Genomic DNA, 18,534 nt, shown 5'->3' with positions numbered 1-18,534 from the left:
CACCTACACCATGCCCAACGGGCAAGAATTCACCGCTCCCGCGTCGTCGGTGAGCGAGGTGGAGCTGGGTAATATCCTCGAGGCCGGCCTGCCGGAGGGCGTGCCGCTCAAGGAGGCCTGGGATTACCACAAGGCGCACATGACGCTGGTTTCCCCGCTCAACCGCCGCAAGTTCACCATCATCGTCGTCGGCACGGGCCTCGCGGGCGCTGCAGCAGCTGCCGCCCTCGGTGAGCTCGGCTACAACATCAAGGTGTTCACCTACCACGACGCCCCGCGTCGTGCGCACTCCATCGCTGCCCAGGGTGGCGTGAACTCTGCCCGCGGCAAGAAGGTAGATAACGACTCCACGTACCGCCACGTCAAGGACACGGTCAAGGGTGGCGACTACCGCTGCCGCGAGGCCGACTGCTGGCGCCTGGCCGTCGAGTCCGTGCGCGTCATCGACCACATGAACGCTATCGGCGCCCCGTTCGCCCGCGAGTACGGCGGCACGCTCGCCACCCGCTCCTTCGGTGGTGTGCAGGTGTCCCGCACCTACTACACCCGCGGCCAGACGGGCCAGCAGCTGCAGCTTGCTTCCGCATCCGCACTGCAGCGCCAGATTGACGCCGGAACCGTTGAGATGTTCACGCACAACGATTTGTACGACATCATCGTGGACGAGAAGGACGGCAAGAAGGTCTGCCGCGGTGTGGTTATGCGCAACCTCATCACCGGTGAGCTCACCGCCCACATGGGCCACGCTGTGGTCCTGGCCACCGGCGGTTACGGCAACGTGTTCCACAAGACCACGCTGGCCAAGAACTCCAACGCCTCGGCTATGATGCGCGCCTACGATCAGGGCGCCTTCATGGCGAGCCCCTCGTTCATTCAGTTCCACCCGACGGGCCTGCCCAAGAACTCCGATTGGCAGTCCAAGACGATCCTCATGTCCGAGTCGCTGCGTAACGACGGCCGCATCTGGTGCCCGAAGGAAAAGGGCGACGACCGCGACCCGAACACGATCCCGGACGAGGAGCGCGATTACTTCCTCGAGCGTCGCTACCCGGCGTTCGGCAACCTCGTGCCCCGCGACGTTGCTTCCCGTGCCATCACTCACCAGCTGGTGAAGGGGTACGGCGTGGGCCCGAATCACAACTCGGCCTACCTCGACTTCCGCGACGCCATTGAGCGTTTGGGCAAGGAGACCGTGGCAGAGCGCTACGGCAACCTGTTCGACATGTACGAGGAGACCATTGGCGAGGATCCCTACACCACGCCGATGCGCATCGCCCCCACCTGCCACTTCACCATGGGTGGCCTGTGGACCGACTTTGATGAGATGACCAACGTCGAGGGCCTGTTTGCGGCCGGCGAGTGCTCCTGGACCTACCACGGCGCCAACCGCCTGGGTGCGAACTCCCTGCTGTCCGCCTCCGTGGACGGCTGGTTCACCCTCCCGTTCACGGTCCCGAACTACCTCGGTCAGCACCTCGGCGAGGAGCTTCCTCCCGCCGATTGCCCGGCCGCCAAGGCCGCCCTGCAGCGTGCCCACGACCGGATCGAGAAGCTCATGAACATCAAGGGTTCTCACGGCCCGGATTACTTCCACGAGAAGCTGGGCAAGATCCTGTACGACAAGTGTGGCGTGGATCGCAACACCGAGGCCCTCAGCGAGGCGCTTCCGGAGCTGCGCGAGCTGCGCGACCAGTTCTGGTCTGACCTGTTCATCCCCGGTTCCGCCGACGAGATGAACCAGACCCTCGAGCTGGCCAACCGCGTTGCGGACTACTTCGATCTGGGCGAGCTCATGTGCATCGACGCCCTGGATCGCGACGAGTCCTGTGGCGCTCACTACCGCTCCGACCACCTCAGTGAGGATGGCGAGGCCGAGCGTGACGACGAGAACTGGTGCTTCGTGTCCGCGTGGGAGCGCGGCGGCGATAAGCACTTCATCCGCCACGCGGAGCCCCTGTACTTCGAAGAAATCCCTCTGATGACAAGGAATTACAAGTAATGAAACTCACTCTTGAAATCTGGCGTCAGGCCGACTCGAACTCCGAGGGTCACTTCGAGACAGTCGAGGTGGAGGACGCTGTTCCGCAGATGTCCATCCTCGAGCTCCTGGATCACGTCAACCTCGGGCTCATCGAGGAGGGCAAGGAGCCGTTCGCATTCGCATCTGATTGCCGCGAAGGTATTTGTGGCACCTGTGGCCTCATGGTCAACGGTCGCCCGCACGGCCTGGACAAGAACAAGCCCGCCTGCCAGCAGCGTCTGAGCGAGGACCTGTACCACGACGGCGATACCCTGAAGATCGAGCCGTTCCGCTCCGCCGTGTACCCGGTCATCCGTGACCTTGTGGTGGACCGCTCCGCTCTCGACCGCGTCATGGAAAAGGGCGGCTACGTCTCCGTCAACGCCGGTACCGCACCGGATGCTGACACGCTGGCAACGAGCCACGAGAACGCCGAGAAGGCTCTCGACTTTGCGGCCTGCATCGGCTGTGGCGCCTGCGTCGCCGCCTGCCCGAACGGAGCAGCCCACCTGTTCACCGGCGCTAAGCTGCAGCACTTGCGTCTCACCCCGATGGGTGAGCACGAGCGCGGTCGCCGTGCACGTCGCATGATCGACGAGCTCGAGACCAACTTTGGCCCGTGCTCCCTGTACGGCGAGTGCGCCGATGTCTGCCCGGCGGGTATCCCCCTTACGGCGGTATCCATTGTGACGAAAGAACGCGCACGAGCTGCTCTTCGTGGTAAAGACGACTAAAGTTAATCCGTAACTTGAGAAATATTTTGTAGAAAGGCAGATGGCGATGACCGATAACCACGCTCTGCGAGGCGAAGGCCACACGGCGACCGCCGTGTCCGGCGTGCACAGCGACGCAACACAGGAGAACAGGGAGATTGGCTCCCTCGACGTAAGCCGTTACGTCGATGGTTACCAGCCGGTTTCCCTCGTTGCACCGCACTCTTCGCTGCTGAAGACCTCCACCTGGCTGGGTGCTGGTTTGGTGCTCGCCGCCCTCGCAGGCCTCGGCACCTTGGTGTTCGGCCTTGCCGGTGGCGCCCCGACGATGAACGGAACGATCATGACCGTGGGCATTGTGCTCACCGCCGTGCTCGTCATTGTCGGCTTCGGCCTCATCGCCTACGGCCGCCGTGACTGGAAGAAGTTCTCCAAGGCCACGGGCTACAAGCACTAGTCGTTTAAAGAAGACTAATAACCAGTCGCACCGTTTTACGCCTCTTGCACCTCATGCGGAGCGGTGGGGCTGGTTTTTGCATGTCTACAATGGCTACTATGCCATCGTTACCCGTCCCAGGGCCCTCCCCAGAGGTTGAGGCCGAACGCCGCAAGGCGCTGCGCAAGCACAAGGCGATCGCCACCGGTCTGCTGCTCGTGGCCACCGTCATCTACCTCCTGTGCCGCTACTGGCAGGTGCACACTGCGCCGGATTCGCCGCAGTGGGTGGGGTTCGTCCGGGCAGCCGCCGAGGCGGGCATGATCGGCGGGTTGGCCGACTGGTTCGCGGTCACCGCCCTCTTCCGTCACCCGCTGGGGCTGAAGATCCCACACACGGCGATTGTGAAGAACAAGAAGGACCAGCTGGGTGGGGCGCTCAGCCAATTCGTGGGGGAGAACTTCCTCAACGCAGAGCTCATCGTGGCGAAGGTGCGTGAGGCCGGCATCCCCAACCGGATTGGGCAGTGGTTGTCGGATCCCCAGCACGCCCGGGCTGTCTCCCGCGAGGCGGGCACCCTGGGGGCCAAGGTGCTCACGGAGGTGCCCCAGGACGATGCGCAGGCGCTCATCCGCACTCTCATCATCGACCGGGCCGCAGAGCCCGAGTGGGGCCCGCCCATGGGGCGTGTGCTCCAGCAGCTCATCGACGACGGCAAGACGGAGCCCATCATCGAGGAGGTGGCCCAGTGGCTGCACCGCAAGACGTACGAGTCTGAGAGCTTCATCACCTCGCTTATCGACGATCGCGCCCCCGCCTGGGCCCCCGAGTTTGCCAACCGGCTGGTGGGCGACAAGGTGTACCGCGAGGCGGTCAAGTGGACCGCCGACGTGGCCCGCGATACTCACCACCCCGCCCGGGATGCGGTGCGCCGCGTGATCGCCCAGTTCGCCATCGACCTCCAAGGCGACGAGAAGACCATGGCCCGGATTGAGGAGCTCAAGGCCGGCATCCTCGAATCTACGGCGGTGAAGGAGATTCCCGTCGTGCTGTGGAAGAATGCCGTGGAGGCGCTGACAAGCGCTCTGACGGACGAAACATCAATTCTGCGGGTCCGGTTTGCGGAGTTCGTGGAACAGCAGGGGAGAAACCTCCTCGACGACGCGGAGCGCCGCAACCAGCTGGACGAGAAGATCCAGAAAGCGGCCCGCTTCCTGGCCAACAACTACGCCCCGGAAATCACGGCCATCATCTCGGAGACGGTGGAACGCTGGGACGCGGAGGAAGCCAGCGACAAGATCGAGCTCATGGTGGGTAAGGATTTGCAGTATATTCGACTTAACGGCACCATCGTGGGCGCGCTCGCGGGGCTGGCCATCTATACTGTGTCCTTTGTACTCTTTGGAGGGTAACTAACCATGGAATTTTCCAAGATTATTGAGACGATCAAGCAGTTCGTTTCCAACCTCAACGTGCGCACCCGTGAGTCGCGTACGCAGCTTGTTGAGGACGTGAAGCAGGCTTCGCGTGACACGGACTGGTCCAACCTGAGAAAGAAGAATAACTAGATTTATGGCGCTCGCTACACTCATTTTTACCCGCATTGTCCAGGCGATTTTCCTCGCGGTGGCACTAGCCGGCGTTGTCGGCATCGTGCAGTGCCTCATGACGAGGGAGGATGCCTTCCCGGCTGCTGACCGGAAACCGAAGATGACGTGGGTGGCGATCCTCGCCGCCGCTACCTTGGCCCAGTTCCTGTTCTTCGTTCCGTTCGTTGGCTGGATCGGCATGGTGGTCATCGGCATCTACTGGTGCGACGTGCGCCCCAGCATCAAGGACGTCCTGAGCTACTAAGTGGGCACAAAACCCGGGTGTTTTACACCCGGGTTTTTCTGCTTCCTGCACCCGTGCCACCGGCCGGGGGACGAGGCGTGTCGTTGTACCGTTTGATGGGGGCGGTGCCACGGCCAGAGGGGCTGGTCCTAGTCGGGCTCGGAGAGGGCCATAAAAAGTGTCGCGGCGAGATTCGCGTTGAGCGCGTCGCGGGGGGCGAGCCGCATGAGGATGATTCCCAGCGTGTCGTCGTCGGTGGTGGGGGTGCGCCCGGCGGCGGTGAGCACAACCCGGCCCACGTGGGTAAGCGCATCGCGCATCGCGTCGAGCGGCAGTGTGGGCATCCACCCATGCGCCGCGGCGGTGAGGGTCTCCATGTTGATGAGCTCCGCCTCTCCGGTCAGCCCCGTGGCCACTGCCACGTTGAGCAGAAGGGTGGCGATTTTTTCCGGGCCGTCAAGCGCGTACAACTCGGGAGTGAACCGGGTGATGGTTTCCACCCACTCGGCATCAAGGGAGAGGGCGCGGTTGGTGAGCACTGTCAGGTGCTCCGAAAGTGTTGCGGAGAGGAGCTCCTCGAGGTTTGAGTAATTGGAGTAGAACGCGCCCCTGGTCAGCCCCGCGCGTTTGCAGATGCGGTCGATGCGACACCCGCCGATGCCGTCCGCGATGACTGCTGCGCGGGCCGCGTCGCGCAACCTCCTGGTGGTCTCCGATCGGGTGCTCATTCTACTATTGTGCCATGCGTGAATATTTAGATCCGTTGGACAAACCGACGCTTGATGGCCCGGTTACCGTGCTGCCTACGCACCTGCCGCTCACGGGGGAGCACGTCCGCTGCGTCGTGGGCTACCCGCTGGGGGCCTCGCAGACGCTGGTGAAGGCTGCCGAGGCTCGGTTGGCGGTGGCGATGGGGGCGACGGAGGTGGAGTACGTTCCGCGCCGCGAGTATCTGACGGACCCCTCGGCCCTGTTGTCCGAGTTCATCGCCATTAAGGAGTCCGTGAGTGAGGAAATCCCCCTGGGACTGCGCGTCCGTCAGGGGGAGGAGGAGGCTGTGCGGGAGGTCCCCGCCGCCTGGGTTACTGTGTCCTGAACTGGGGGTTGTCCTGGCTCACCGTGAGTTCGATGAGTCCGTCTTTCACCTCTAGCTTGTCGACGTTCATCTGGCCGGCCGCATCGCGGGCCGCATCCGCCAGAGACTCGGAGATCGCATCGACGATCTCCTGCGGCACCTCGAACCCCAAAAGCTGGGCGTTCGTGGCCCGGAACGTGAGGCGGCCGGCCTCCACGCGGGGCTCGAGCCCCAGCGTGGCCGCGCCGTCGGTGAACTCCACGTCCACCGTCCCGGAGGTGGCGGTGCTGGTCAGGTTGCTGATGCGGACAAATTGCTTGAGCAAGGCATCACCCAGCGCACTGCCCGTCGAGGGCGGGTTGGCCGCCATCTGTTGCTGGATGGTGGCAAGCAGGAATTCGTCGGGAAGCTCCACCCGCACGGTCATGTGGGCCGCGGAGAGCACGTTCGGGTTGGAAATATCGAGGTCAGTGAGGCTCACATCGGCGGCGGGGGCTCCAGCGATAGCGGGGGCCGGGTCGTCGGGGGTGATGTTGAGCGTCGAGGGAACCGATAGATCCACCGTCGGCACCGTGTGGGTGACCAGGCTGAACAGCAGTGGCGTGGAACCGAAGGCGATGGACGGGTCCTCGGTGATCTCCACCGTGGATTGCGCCCTCACCGAGGTCTCCAGCTTGTCGCCGATGTACCAGCGCAGGCCAAACTCAGCCGCGGCGGCCACCACGAGAAGGATGACGACGATGGCCGCCAGGGCTTTGCCAAGCTTCGCCATTACAGGTTGTCAGAGATCCACTGGGCCATGAGCTCGGCCTCGTGCTGGGTGGTCTGCTCCAGCGCCTCGGCCACCTTCGGCTCGATGGCGGCACCCATGAACGGGATCTTCACGTCGACGGTGTTGGAGTAGGTCAGCGTGGTGGTGTCGCCCTCGCCGGCGACGGCGATGTCCGCGCCGAAGTCCACGGGGGTGCCCTTGACGTCGCTGTTGTACTTGGCGGTGTTCTCGTCCTCAAGGTGGAACGTGCGCTTGATCTTGAGGTCCTGGCTGATCATCCCCTGGACGGCCTCGGGGAGGAGGGACATGGCCATAACCTCGTACAGGGCAACGTCAACCTTGCCGTCGGCCTCGGTGAATTCGTGCACCTCACCGGGCTCGGTGGTGAGGTTCTTGGTGTCGAACTCCCAGAACTCGCGGGTACGCCACGCCTGGAGAACCTTTTCCTTGGAGTGGGGGATAGTGACAGTTACTTCATTTCGTGCAGTCATAGGCTTAAGACTACCGTTAAAGGTGTGTTTGATTCCACGCAGGCTGCCGGCACCGAGCTCATCGACGTTACTTTCGCTGACCTGACCACGCTTCACGTGGGCGGGAAGCCCCGCGCGGCGTATCGCTGCACCACCCAGCAGGGCGTCATCGACGTGGTGGGCAAGCACCCCGACGCGCTCATCGTCGGGGGTGGCAGCAACCTTCTTGTGGCCGACGGCCCAGTCGACTGCGTTGCGGTCATCATGGCCCAGGACAACGTTGTTTTCGAGGGGGCCACAGTCCGTGCCGAGGCGGGTGCCCGGTGGGACGACGTGGTGAGGAAGACCGTGGAGGCGGGCCTGGGTGGCATCGAGTGCCTGAGCGGCATCCCCGGCTCGGCGGGAGCCACGCCGGTGCAAAACGTCGGCGCCTACGGGGCGGAAATCGCCGACGTCCTGCGGCGGGTGAAGCTTTTCGATCGCCGCACGGGCGCGGTGGAGTGGGTCGACGCGGACGAGCTCGAGCTCTCCTACCGCTATTCCAACCTGAAATTCACCGGCCGGGCCGTTGTGCTGGAGATCGAGCTCGAGCTGCGCCCCGACGGCATGTCTCACCCGCTGCGCTTTGGCCAGCTTGCTAAAAAGCTCGGCGCCTCCCACGGCGGTGAACGCCGGCCCGCAGCCGAGGTACGCGAGGCGGTGCTGGAGCTGCGTCGCGGTAAGGGGATGGTGTACGACCCCGCGGACCACGACACGTGGAGCGCCGGTTCCTTCTTCACCAACCCGATCGTGGATTCGAGCCTTGCAGATACCCTCCCCGAGGATGCCCCCCGTTACCCGGCCGACGATGGCCAGGTGAAGCTGTCGGCGGCGTGGCTCATCGATAAGATGGCGGGCTTTAACCGGGGGTACCCCGGCGAGGGGGCCCCGGCGCGCCTCTCCACCAAGCACACGTTGGCGCTTACCAACCGTGGCTCCGCCACCGCCGCGGACATCGCGGCCCTGGCCCGCACTATCCGGGACGGCGTGTACGACAAAACGGGTATTGAACTGCGCCCGGAGCCGGTGTGGGTGGGCCTGGAACTGTAGCGCTCGGCCGAAAACCGCACGCGCCAGCCGGCTGCCGGGCCTGACCGGGATCTGGCCGGGCCCGGAACGGTTCCGCTAGTAGCGGACCTCAGCGTCCTTGATCGTCTGTTGGATGTCTGCTGCGGTGGCGGCGAGCTGCTCTTGCTCCCACTCGTTGAGGGACACGGCGAATCGCTTTTCCACGCCGTCCGCGCCGATGATGGAGGGGAGGGAGAACGCGACATCCCCGTCGAATCCGTATTCACCGTGGAGGGTGGAGCATACAGGCCACATTGCCTGTTCGTCGAAAAGCACAGCCCGGCCCAGGAGGACGGCGGAGCGAGCGACGGCGGCGTTTGTCCAGCCCTTCGCGTTGAACACGTCGTAGGCGGCGGAGACAACCGACTGGCGGATCTCCTCCGGGTCAAGCTCCACGCCGAAGTGCTCCTTAAATTCGTCGGCCCGGATGCCGCATGCGGTGAGGCGCGAGAGGACGGGGAACGCGGTGGTGCCGTGCTCACCCATCATGTAGCCGGACACCGTCGCCGGGGAAATGCCGAGGCGATCGGCCACGATGCGGCGCAACCGGGAAGAATCGAGCATCGTGCCCGTGCCAAACGCGCGCGGGTAATCGAACTCGTTTTGAGCCAAGAACACCATCGTGTCCAGCGGGTTGGTGATAAAAATGAGGGCCGGGTCGCGCGTAACGGAGGTGAGGTCCGTCATCACCTGGCGGATCTCCTTCGCGTTGATGCCGGTGAGTGATGTCCGGTCCGGCTGCGAGCCGGACCCATCCGGGATGATGGAGGGGCCGGCGGCACAGATGATGACATCCGCGTCCTTGCAGTCATCGTAATCGCCGCTGCGCAGTGTCACACCCGGGTCGCCGGGCAGCGCAGAAGCCTGGTGGTGGTCGAGGGCCTCGCCGTAAGCCGTGCCTTCCTTCTTATCGATCGTTACGATCTCTGAGAAAATCCCGGCCCGCACCGCCTCGGTGAGTACCTGGGAGCCGACGTGCCCGACGCCGATAATTACCAAACGTGGTCCATGCTTCAAATTCGTCATACCAACTAGCTTTACCCCGGTACGTGGGAAGATGTGCGCTTTTGGCACCTTATAAAAGCGGAATGAGATAAATATCTCACGTTATGGAAATGTGTGACCAATTTGGCTCGCCGTGCTTGGCCCGCGTCATATTCGCTGGTGAAAACCAGGTGGGAGCGGGCCGGGTTCGGGGCGGTGACGTATCCACCTGGGCCCGCCCGTGAATACACAAACGGCCCGCGCTCAGGCGGGCCGGATTGCCAAGTACTTACTTGGCAGGCTTGATGTCGTTGCGCTCGATGATCTGATCGCGAACGTCGCGACGGCGAATCTTGCCCATCATGTCGCGGGGCATGTCCTCAAAGTGGAAGAACTTGCGCGGCACCTTGTAGCGGGTGAGCTGGGTGCGGCAGTATTCCTTGAGGCCCTCGGGGTCGAGAGCGGCACCCTCGTTGAGGGTGATCGCCGCGGTGACGATCTCGGAGCCGTCGCCACGGGGGAGGCCCACAACGGCCACATCGTCGATGTCGGGGTGAGCCCGGAGCACTTCTTCCACCTCGACAGGGTAGACGTTGAAGCCACCTGTGATGATGACCTCCTTGAGACGGGAGACGATCTTGATGTAGCCCTCGTCGTCCATCACACCGACGTCCCCGGTGCGGTACCAACCGTCGACAAAGCTGGCCTCGGTGGCCTCGGGCTTGTTGAGGTAGCCCTTGAACACCTGCGGGCCCTTGGCCTGAATCTCGCCCTCCTCGCCGTCGGGAAGCACCCGGGAGGGATCCTCGGTGTCACAAATGCGGACCACTGTGTCCGGGAAGGGAACGCCGATCCAGCCGGGACGGCGGTTGCCATCCATCGTGTTGCCCGTGAGGATGGGGGAGCACTCGGTGAGGCCGTAGCCCTCCACCAGGCGTCCACCCGTGGCGGCTTCCCACCGTTCGACGAGCGAAACCGGCAGTGTAGAAGCGCCAGAGAAGGCGTTATTGATACCGGAAATGTCGGTGCCCGTCTGCTCTGCCGCCTCGAGGATCTTCTCGTACAGTGTGGGGACACCAGGAACGAAGGTAGGCGTGTGCTTCTTCATCACCTGCATGATGAGCTTGAGATCTGGGGTGGGCAGAAGCACCATCTCGGAGCCGCCGTAGAACGGCAGCGTGGCAGCAAACGTCATGCCGTAGGCGTGGAAGAGGGGAAGAGCGGCGAGGATGCGCTCGTCCTCGTGGGGGAACCCGGGGACCCACGCGGCACCCATCTTCACGTTTGAGTGCAGGTTGCCGTGCGTGAGCTGGGCACCCTTGGGCACGCCGGTGGTGCCGGAGGTGTACAAGATGACAGCGGTATCATCCTTGGTCACCTCGGGGAATTCGATGTCGGAGCCGTCGCCGCCGATGGCGGACGAGCACAGCGTTTCCCACGGCACCGTGTTGGGGGCGAAGCCCGTGAGTCGCTCGCGGGTCTTACTCAGCGGGGGCAGCGGAATCCGCAGGGCGAGCTGCATGTAGCGCGGCATCGCGTTGATGAGGTTGACGGAGATAATCGTCTCCAGCGGGGTGGTGGCGCGCAGCTGCTCCAGCGTCGAGCTGGTCTTGTCAAAGCTGATGGCGATGCGGGCACCGTGATCCTTGAACGGCTCTTCCAGCTCGTGGGCCGTGTACAGCGGGTTGTGCTCGACAACGATGGCGCCGAGTTGGAGGATGGCGTGGAACGCGATGATGTGCTGCGGGCAGTTGGGCATCGCGAGAGCGACGCGGTCACCGGGCCGCACACCGAACGCGCGCAGGCCGGCGGCTGCGCGACGCACCTGCTTGTCTAGCTCCGCAAAAGTCATGGTGCGACCGAAGAAGTAGGTTGCCGGCTTATCTGCGTTGTTGGCGAGGTTCTCCCTGTATAGCGAGGCGATGGTGGTGTCGCTGTAATCGAGCTCGTGGGGCGTCCATGGGGCGTAATGCTTGAGCCACGCCTTGGTTTCGTAAGCCTGTGCCACTTCTACTTCCTTCCGCTGGGGATAAGTTTTCCTACTTATCATAAAGACGAGATAGTTACGGGTAAGTAGACTACACCCCCGTGGGCAAACTTAGTAGCACAAAACAAGAATGGCGGTGGCGTGTCCGTACAATGGGGGCCATGCGTATCGCCATGATTTCCATGCACACCTCACCACTCATGCAGCCAGGAACGGGGGACGCAGGCGGGCTCAACGTGTTTGTCATGTCTACGGCGAAAAAGCTGTCCGAAGAGGGCACGCAGGTGGATATTTTCACACGTGCGACTATCCCCAGTCAGGGGGAGGTTGTGCAGGCGGCCGAGAACCTCAGGGTAATCAACATCGTGGCCGGGCCGTACGAGGGGCTAGACAAAGAAGACCTGCCCACCCAGCTGGCGGCCTTCGCCGGCGGGATTCAAAGCTTTACCCGCTGCAATGGCTTAAGTTACGACGTGATTCACGCCCACTACTGGCTATCCGGGCAGGTGGGGTGGCTGCTGCGCGATCTGTGGAACGTGCCGCTCGTTTTTACGGCCCACACCCTCGCCGCGGTGAAGAACGCGCACCGCACGCTCGACGATACGAAGGAGAGCGAGGCGCGCCGCATCTGCGAGCAGCAGATCATCGATAACGCGGACATCATCACCGCCAACACCGTGGAGGAGCGGGCCGACCTCGTGGCCCACTACGACGCCGAAGTGGACCGGATTGTTGTAGTCAACCCCGGGGCGGATACGGACCTGTTCACACCTGGCACGGGCCGGGCCACAGAACGCGCGCGCCGCGAATTGGGCCTGCCGTTGCAAGCGAAGGTGGTGGCGTTTGTCGGTCGGCTGCAGAAGTTTAAGGGGCCGGATGTCCTGATTCGGGCATTGGCCGCACTCATTGAAAGTGATCCTGATTACACCACCCGGGCCATCATGTGCGGGGGTCCCTCCGGCCAGAACGCGAGCCCGCGCGAGTACGAAAACCTCGTTGCCGAGCTGGGGATCTCCCGCTACGTGCGGTTCACGGCCCCCCGCCCGCCGGAGGACCTCGTGCGGATCTACCAGGCCGCCGACATCGTCGCGGTGCCGAGCTACAACGAGTCCTTTGGGCTCGTCGCCCTCGAGGCCCAGGCCACCGGAACCCCCGTCGTCGCAGCTAAGGTGGGTGGTCTGCCGATCGCAGTGGACGACGGCACCACGGGGCTTCTGGTTCCATCCCACGATCCCTCCGATTGGGCCCAGGTTCTCAACTGCCTGCTTGCCGACGACGATCGCCGCATCGAGATGGGAAAGGCCGCCGTCTCCCATGCGGCCCGCTATTCCTGGAAACACACAGCAGAGGGGTTGCAGGAGATTTACACCGAACTCCTGGGACGCAAGCGCGAGCCATGCGTGGGCCGAGATGCGACCGGAGAAGTGAGCGTCGACAAGCAATAAAAGTCATGGCAAACTGAGAGTATGACTCAAGGAAAATTGATCTTACTCCGCCACGGGCAGAGCGAATGGAATGCATCCAACCAGTTCACCGGCTGGGTTGACGTTGCACTGACCGAGAAGGGCCGCGCGGAAGCCAAGCGTGGCGGCGAGCTGCTCAAGGAAAAGAACATCCTGCCGGACGTTTTGTACACCTCCCTGCTGCGTCGCGCCATCCAGACCGCCAACATCGCCCTCGACGAGGCTGACCGTTTGTGGATCCCCGTCACCCGCGACTGGCGCCTCAACGAGCGCCACTACGGCGCCCTGCAAGGCCTCAACAAGGCCGACACGAAGGAGAAGTACGGCGACGAGAAGTTCATGACGTGGCGCCGTTCCTACGGCACCCCGCCGCCGGAGCTCGACGATAACAGCGAGTACTCGCAGGCACACGACCCGCGCTACGCCAACCTTGACCAGGTTCCGCGCACCGAGTGCCTCAAGGACGTTGTCGCCCGCTTCATCCCCTACTTCAAGGAGGAGATCCTCCCGCAGGCGCTGGCAGGCAAGAACGTGCTCATTGCGGCCCACGGTAACTCCCTGCGCGCCCTGGTGAAGTACCTGGACAACATCTCCGACGAGGACATTGCAGGCCTCAACATCCCCACCGGCATCCCGCTGGTGTACGAACTCAACGAGGACGGCACCGTAGCCAACCCGGGCGGCACCTACCTCGATCCCGAGGCCGCCGAGGCTGGCGCAAAGGCTGTTGCCAACCAGGGCAACAAGTAAACCTTGTTCTACATCCTCGCCTTCCTAGCAGGCATCGCCGCCACCCTCATCGGGGTGGCGGTGTATCGCTTTGCGGAGGCACTCGCGCGCCGGGCCCGGATCGCCCGCACGCTCAGTGAACCGCGAGTCACCACCGTGAGCCAGGTGCTGCACCTCGCCATCCAGGGGGCGCCCGTCGGCGTGGCGATCCTCGGCGCCAACCGCGAGGTTGTCATGTCCAACGCCTCCGCCCACACCATGGGGCTCATCCACGAACGCACGGTGGCCGAGGAGATTTGGAAGCTCGCCGTCGCTGTCCTCTCCGATAAGGAGGAACGTGGCCTGGACCTGCGTGCTCCCCGCCGGACCGGGAAGAACCGTGTCACCGACATTCACGTTGTGGTCGCCCCGCTGACGCTTACCGACGACAGGTTTGTCATTGTCTACGCCACCGATCAATCCGAGGCCGTGCGAATGGAACACGCCCGCCGCGACTTTGTGGCCAACGTGTCCCACGAGCTCAAGACCCCCGTCGGAGGTATTGCGCTGCTCGCCGAGGCGCTGCTTGAATCCATCGATGACCCCGAGTCCGTCGACTACTTTGGCGAGCGCCTGTACGGGGAAGCACGCAGACTCGGCGATATGATCACCGAACTCATTTCCCTGTCGAAGCTCCAGGGGGCGGAGGCGTTGCCCGATCTCACCCCCGTTCTCATCGACGATGTGGTGGACGAAGCCATCAACCGCACGACCGTCCAGGCCGAAAACGCCAGCATTCGCCTCAACCGGGGCGTGCGCACGGGCGTGTACGTGCTGGGCGATTTCAACCTCCTGGTCACCGCGGTAACCAACCTCATCTCCAATGCAATTAACTATTCACCTGCGGAAACACCTGTCACGGTGACGCAGAAGGTGGTGTCCGCGGACACCGTCCACATCCGCGTTACTGACCGCGGCATTGGCATTTCGGCGGAGGACCAACAGCGCGTGTTTGAGCGATTCTTCCGCGTGGACAAGGCCCGCTCGCGTTCCACTGGTGGTACCGGATTGGGGCTAGCTATTGTTAAGCATGTGGCCGCTAATCATGGTGGAACGGTTAAACTGTGGTCGAGGCCTTCGACGGGGTCCACCTTCACCATAGAACTGCCCATCTATAAGCCTGGTGAGGAGAAAGAAGATCTCCCTCATCCCGCCAGGAAACAGGATGTAAACAGGACGATTGATTCCCGCGGGCCACGCGGGAGCGAAGAGAAAGTAAGGAAGCAGTAGGACATATCATGGCAACAGTGCTCATAGTTGAGGACGAATTATCACTCGCGGAGCCACTTGCCTTCCTTCTGAAAAAGGAAGGCTTCGACGCGATCATCGCCACTGACGGCCGTGAAGCACTCACCGAATTCAACAAAAACGACGTTGATCTCGTCCTCCTTGATCTCATGCTGCCCGGGATGAGCGGCACCGATGTGTGCCGCAGGCTGCGGCAGGTGTCCACCGTGCCGGTCATCATGGTCACCGCCCGCGACACGGAGCTGGATAAGGTCCTCGGTCTGGAGCTCGGCGCCGACGACTACGTGACCAAGCCGTACTCTTCCCGTGAGCTCATCGCCCGCATCCGGGCCGTGCTGCGACGCGGTGGCGATTCCGATGGCTCGGTGGCCGACCAGATCCTCGAAGGTGGTCGCGTGTCCCTCGATGTGGAGCGCCACATCGTCACCGTCGACGGCAAGCAGGTGGCCATGCCACTCAAGGAGTTCGACCTGCTTGAGTACCTTCTCCGCAACGCTGGCCGCGTGCTCACCCGTGGCCAGCTCATCGACCGCGTGTGGGGTGCCGATTACGTGGGCGATACGAAGACTCTCGACGTTCACGTCAAGCGCCTGCGCTCCAAGATCGAGGCCGAGCCCAGCCATCCCACGCAGCTCGTGACAGTGCGTGGCCTGGGTTACAAGTTCGAGGCCTAGCCCTTACTTCTCAGCCGGCAGCTCCCAAGGAGTTGCCGGTTTTTTGTTGGCCCGGTTGCTTCTGTTGGCCGGGTGCATGTGGGGGCCGGGCCGGGTTAGGATCGCGCGCCGGATACGGCCCGGTTGATTGTGTCGGCCGGGTGCATGTGGAGGCCGGGCCGGGTTAGTTCCGGGCGGCAGTGGCCGGGTGCACGGCGGTGGGGGTGCCGCGGGATTCCATGAATTCGGCCAACAGGTCGTACACTTTCTCGCCACACATGGCCGTGAGCTCACTCTTCGCCGTCTTCCACAGGGGCTGCGTGGCGTTGTGGCAATCCGGGTTCGTGGTGCAGTACCAGATGAAATCCTCGCCACCGTCGCCCCACCCGCGGCGAATGTACTCCGTAATGGTGGTGTGGAGAATCTCAGAGCCGTCGGCGCGGGTCTCGTAGTCCTCCAGCCTGCGAAGCGGGAGCTGCCAGCACACCTCGGGCTTCACCTCGACGGGGTCGAGCCCGTTGTTGAGGGCGTGGAGATGGAGGGCGCAGCCGGCGCCACCGGGGAAATCGGCGGAATTAGCAAAGATACACATGCCGTCCACCACGGCTGTTTTCGGGTTGGGCTCGTCGTCGATCTCGTCCCACTCCATCCATGCTTCCGGCTCGTCGGTGAAATTCTCCCACTCGGAGCGGGTGAGACGCGGGACAAGGGCGGTGAGGTTGCGGCGCTCGGCGGCGTCGACAAGAAAGGCGCCGTGGGGGCAGCAACCGTGAGACGGGACGCCATCGATACCGTGGCAGGTGGTGCCGTAGCCACACTGGTAGAAGGAGGCAAGCCAGGTGACATCGAAGGTGAACAGATGGAACGGATCGTCTGGGTTGACAATTTCGAACCACTCGCGCGGAAAATCCGGGCCCAATTCGGTGCCGTTCTTGATCGCGTCGGCGGCGAGCGTTCCGTCCGGATAACCCAAAAAAACCGTGGTGTTGTTCACGCTGCTACCTTAGACCGTCTAACCTTAAGAGTGTGCGATTAGGTGTTTTAGATGTCGGAAGTAACACGGTCCACCTCGTGGCGATTGACGCGCGGGTGGGCGGGCATCCGACACCCATGAGTGACTGGAAAGCCACGATGAAGTTGGTGGAGTACCTGGATAAGGACGGAGCCATCAACTCCAAGGGCGTGAATAAGCTGCTCAGGGGAGTAAAAGAGGCCAAAGAGCTAGCCCAGCAACTCGGGTGCGACGAGCTGCTTCCCATCGCTACCTCAGCGATCCGAAGCGCGACGAACTCGGAAGAAATCCTGGACAAGGTGGAGGAGGAAACAGGGATCCGCCTGCAGATTCTCTCCGGCGTGGACGAGGCTCGGCTCACGTTCCTCGCGGTGCGCCGCTGGTACGGGTGGTCTGCGGGGCGGATCACCAACCTGGATATCGGCGGTGGCTCGCTGGAGCTCACAACCGGCACCGACGAGGAGCCGGATCTCGCGTTTTCGCTGGATCTCGGGGCGGGCCGACTTACGCACACGTGGTTCGACACGGATCCGCCCTCGCAGAAGAAGATTGGCATCCTGCGTGACTACATTGATGCCGAGCTGGCGGAGCCAGCCCGTAAACTGCGCGCCTGCGGCGAGGTTGATCTCGCCGTCGCCACATCAAAAACTTTCCGCAGTTTGGCCCGGCTTACGGGTGCTGCACCATCGTCTGCCGGACCGAGGGTAAAAAGGACCCTCACTGCGGCCGGGTTGCGGCAGGTCATCGCGTTTATTTCGCGTATGACGGCGGCGGACCGCGCGGAGCTGGAGGGGATCTCCCAGGATCGTTCCCACCAAATCGTTGCCGGTGCGCTCGTGGCAGAAGCTTCAATGCGTGCTTTAGGATTAGAGCAGATGGAAATTTGTCCCTGGGCTTTGCGAGAAGGTGTTATCCTCCGGCGCATCGATAGTGGATTGGAATCGGAAGAAGAAAAATGAGCGAAGAACAACTGACTGTAGCTGAGCTGCTAGCCAGGTCCGGGAAATCTCAGAATGGTTCCCGGAGACGGCGTCGTCGCAGCCTTGACGAGGGTGGCATCTCCGTTGCTGAGCTCACCGGATCCATTCCAAAGGTGACGGAAAAGCCGGAGGATGCCCGGCACACTACGCACCCCATCGATGCCGACGATTCCGAGCAAACGGCACCGCAGGCTGAACCTGCAACAACTGGCCCGGAAGTTGCGGCAGTCACCCACACGGATGACGCAGAGACTGGGGATGGCGGCTCGCGGGTGTACGCCACGGAGGCGAAGCGTGCCGAACCCGGCCCGGTCGTGTCCAGCGACGTGCCCGATGAAGAAACCCGGGCCGATGACGGCGCCGAGGAGGAGGCAGGCGAATTCCTGGCCGCCGATTCGGCTGCCGCAGATGCCGATGACACGATGGTGCTGCGAGTATTCACCGATGGCGAGTCCGCGCCACTGACCACCGGCTCGTTCCCCGTGGTGGACCAGCACACGGAGGCGCCAAAGGCGACCAAGTCCACGGCTGCCCCGGTTCACACCGCGGAGCCCTCGCCGGATAACACCTCCGTTTTGCCCAAGGTAGTGGTGGATGAGGAAACCACGCCCGCCCGCCTCGAGCAAGACGATGACGACGATGACTTCTTCCCGGATGATTCCGAGGACGCGGAGGATTACGCGGATGCGGACTTCGCCGAGCGCGAGTCCAACGACGACGCGGATGTAGCGGATGGCGACGAGTCCGACGAGAAGCCATCCATCGCGGGGATCGTTGTCACGGCCCTCGTGGCGTTCATCGTGGGAGTCCTCGTGTTCTACGCCTTCATGTCCCTGTGGGCTTCGTCGCTTATGCCACTCATCGTCATTGTCCTGGCGCTTGTTGTGACAGTGGCGATCGGTGTTGCCGTGCACTCGCTCAAGACCGGAAAGGACACGCTCACCACCGTGCTGGCCACAATCACCGGCCTTGTGCTCACATTCGGCCCGGCACTGGTGACAGGGCTGTAAACG

The 18,534-nt window shown here is 63.1% G+C and carries 20 protein-coding genes; 14 read left to right on the top strand and 6 right to left on the bottom strand.

Annotated features, from left to right (window positions below; all coding sequences use genetic code 11):
• Positions 1-10 precede the first annotated feature (10 nt).
• From HMPREF1219_RS11280 to HMPREF1219_RS11260, 6 genes are all read left to right on the top strand, one after another.
• Positions 11-1,999, top strand: coding sequence for a fumarate reductase/succinate dehydrogenase flavoprotein subunit (locus HMPREF1219_RS11280; RefSeq protein ID WP_040427840.1), 1,989 nt, complete (start codon positions 11-13; stop codon positions 1,997-1,999).
• Entirely contained in the window at positions 1,999-2,754 is a 756-nt protein-coding gene (locus tag HMPREF1219_RS11275; RefSeq protein ID WP_016459063.1) for a succinate dehydrogenase/fumarate reductase iron-sulfur subunit, read from the top strand. The genes HMPREF1219_RS11280 and HMPREF1219_RS11275 overlap by 1 nt, the downstream gene beginning before the upstream one ends.
• A gap of 46 nt (positions 2,755-2,800) precedes the next feature.
• Positions 2,801-3,190, top strand: a complete 390-nt coding sequence (locus HMPREF1219_RS11270; RefSeq protein ID WP_016459062.1) for a hypothetical protein — start codon at positions 2,801-2,803, stop codon at positions 3,188-3,190.
• Between the two features lie 80 nt (positions 3,191-3,270).
• Positions 3,271-4,581 (top strand): DUF445 domain-containing protein, encoded by a 1,311-nt coding sequence (locus HMPREF1219_RS11265; protein ID WP_016459061.1) that lies wholly within the window; start codon positions 3,271-3,273, stop codon positions 4,579-4,581.
• Between the two features lie 6 nt (positions 4,582-4,587).
• The gene (locus tag HMPREF1219_RS13010) at positions 4,588-4,737 is read left to right on the top strand and encodes a hypothetical protein (protein ID WP_016459060.1); all 150 of its coding nucleotides are present in this window, start codon (positions 4,588-4,590) and stop codon (positions 4,735-4,737) included.
• 4 nt (positions 4,738-4,741) lie between these two features.
• Positions 4,742-5,023 (top strand): DUF2516 family protein, encoded by a 282-nt coding sequence (locus HMPREF1219_RS11260; RefSeq protein WP_016459059.1) that lies wholly within the window; start codon positions 4,742-4,744, stop codon positions 5,021-5,023.
• A 128-nt stretch (positions 5,024-5,151) separates the two neighbouring features.
• Here the strand turns inward: HMPREF1219_RS11260 and HMPREF1219_RS11255 are convergent, their stop codons facing one another.
• Positions 5,152-5,730, bottom strand: a complete 579-nt coding sequence (locus HMPREF1219_RS11255) for a TetR family transcriptional regulator (protein ID WP_016459058.1) — start codon at positions 5,728-5,730, stop codon at positions 5,152-5,154.
• A gap of 14 nt (positions 5,731-5,744) precedes the next feature.
• On the opposite strand from HMPREF1219_RS11255, the gene HMPREF1219_RS11250 reads away from it, so the two are divergent.
• Positions 5,745-6,098 carry a hypothetical protein gene (locus HMPREF1219_RS11250; RefSeq protein WP_016459057.1) on the top strand — a complete coding sequence of 118 codons (354 nt, stop codon included), beginning with the start codon at positions 5,745-5,747 and terminating at the stop codon, positions 6,096-6,098.
• On the opposite strand, the gene HMPREF1219_RS11245 is transcribed toward HMPREF1219_RS11250, so the two are convergent.
• Positions 6,085-6,849 carry an LmeA family phospholipid-binding protein gene (locus tag HMPREF1219_RS11245; protein ID WP_016459056.1) on the bottom strand — a complete coding sequence of 255 codons (765 nt, stop codon included), beginning with the start codon at positions 6,847-6,849 and terminating at the stop codon, positions 6,085-6,087. The two genes, HMPREF1219_RS11250 and HMPREF1219_RS11245, sit on opposite strands and share 14 nt — an antisense overlap.
• A complete protein-coding gene (locus HMPREF1219_RS11240) occupies positions 6,849-7,340 on the bottom strand; it encodes a DUF2505 domain-containing protein (RefSeq protein ID WP_016459055.1) in 492 nt (163 codons plus the stop codon). The genes HMPREF1219_RS11245 and HMPREF1219_RS11240 overlap by 1 nt, the downstream gene beginning before the upstream one ends.
• Positions 7,341-7,364: 24 nt before the next feature.
• Between HMPREF1219_RS11240 and HMPREF1219_RS11235 the strand changes: the two genes are divergently transcribed.
• Positions 7,365-8,408 (top strand): UDP-N-acetylmuramate dehydrogenase, encoded by a 1,044-nt coding sequence (locus tag HMPREF1219_RS11235; protein WP_016459054.1) that lies wholly within the window; start codon positions 7,365-7,367, stop codon positions 8,406-8,408.
• Positions 8,409-8,483: 75 nt separating this feature from the next.
• Here the strand turns inward: HMPREF1219_RS11235 and HMPREF1219_RS11230 are convergent, their stop codons facing one another.
• Together HMPREF1219_RS11230 and HMPREF1219_RS11225 are read right to left on the bottom strand one after the other, a co-directional pair.
• Positions 8,484-9,452, bottom strand: coding sequence for a lactate/malate family dehydrogenase (locus HMPREF1219_RS11230; protein WP_040427792.1), 969 nt, complete (start codon positions 9,450-9,452; stop codon positions 8,484-8,486).
• A 247-nt stretch (positions 9,453-9,699) separates the two neighbouring features.
• Entirely contained in the window at positions 9,700-11,460 is a 1,761-nt protein-coding gene (locus tag HMPREF1219_RS11225; protein ID WP_051120571.1) for a long-chain-fatty-acid--CoA ligase, read from the bottom strand.
• Positions 11,461-11,558: 98 nt separating this feature from the next.
• On the opposite strand from HMPREF1219_RS11225, the gene mshA reads away from it, so the two are divergent.
• From mshA to HMPREF1219_RS11205, 4 genes are read left to right on the top strand one after another with little or no spacing between them, the layout of a single operon-like run.
• A complete protein-coding gene (gene mshA / locus HMPREF1219_RS11220; RefSeq protein ID WP_040427839.1) occupies positions 11,559-12,842 on the top strand; it encodes a D-inositol-3-phosphate glycosyltransferase in 1,284 nt (427 codons plus the stop codon).
• A 21-nt stretch (positions 12,843-12,863) separates the two neighbouring features.
• On the top strand, positions 12,864-13,610 hold the full coding sequence (locus tag HMPREF1219_RS11215; RefSeq protein WP_016459050.1) for a phosphoglyceromutase: 747 nt from the start codon (positions 12,864-12,866) through the stop codon (positions 13,608-13,610).
• 3 nt (positions 13,611-13,613) lie between these two features.
• Positions 13,614-14,858: a sensor histidine kinase gene (locus HMPREF1219_RS11210; RefSeq protein ID WP_016459049.1), complete on the top strand. Its 1,245-nt coding sequence runs from the start codon at positions 13,614-13,616 to the stop codon at positions 14,856-14,858.
• A gap of 8 nt (positions 14,859-14,866) precedes the next feature.
• Positions 14,867-15,550, top strand: a complete 684-nt coding sequence (locus tag HMPREF1219_RS11205) for a response regulator transcription factor (RefSeq protein ID WP_016459048.1) — start codon at positions 14,867-14,869, stop codon at positions 15,548-15,550.
• A 163-nt stretch (positions 15,551-15,713) separates the two neighbouring features.
• On the opposite strand, the gene HMPREF1219_RS11200 is transcribed toward HMPREF1219_RS11205, so the two are convergent.
• Positions 15,714-16,523 carry a DUF3109 family protein gene (locus HMPREF1219_RS11200; protein WP_016459047.1) on the bottom strand — a complete coding sequence of 270 codons (810 nt, stop codon included), beginning with the start codon at positions 16,521-16,523 and terminating at the stop codon, positions 15,714-15,716.
• Between the two features lie 32 nt (positions 16,524-16,555).
• On the opposite strand from HMPREF1219_RS11200, the gene HMPREF1219_RS11195 reads away from it, so the two are divergent.
• Complete coding sequence (locus HMPREF1219_RS11195; protein WP_084594789.1) at positions 16,556-17,500, top strand: Ppx/GppA family phosphatase; 945 nt, start codon at positions 16,556-16,558, stop codon at positions 17,498-17,500.
• Positions 17,497-18,531, top strand: coding sequence for an efflux RND transporter permease subunit (locus HMPREF1219_RS11190; protein ID WP_016459045.1), 1,035 nt, complete (start codon positions 17,497-17,499; stop codon positions 18,529-18,531). The genes HMPREF1219_RS11195 and HMPREF1219_RS11190 overlap by 4 nt, the downstream gene beginning before the upstream one ends.
• Positions 18,532-18,534 lie beyond the last annotated feature (3 nt).

Origin of the sequence: Corynebacterium pyruviciproducens ATCC BAA-1742 (genome assembly GCF_000411375.1) — a bacterium.
Lineage (GTDB): Bacteria > Actinomycetota > Actinomycetes > Mycobacteriales > Mycobacteriaceae > Corynebacterium > Corynebacterium pyruviciproducens.
Note: the sequence above shows the minus strand (reverse complement) of the source record. Positions and strands in the feature narration are given on the sequence as shown.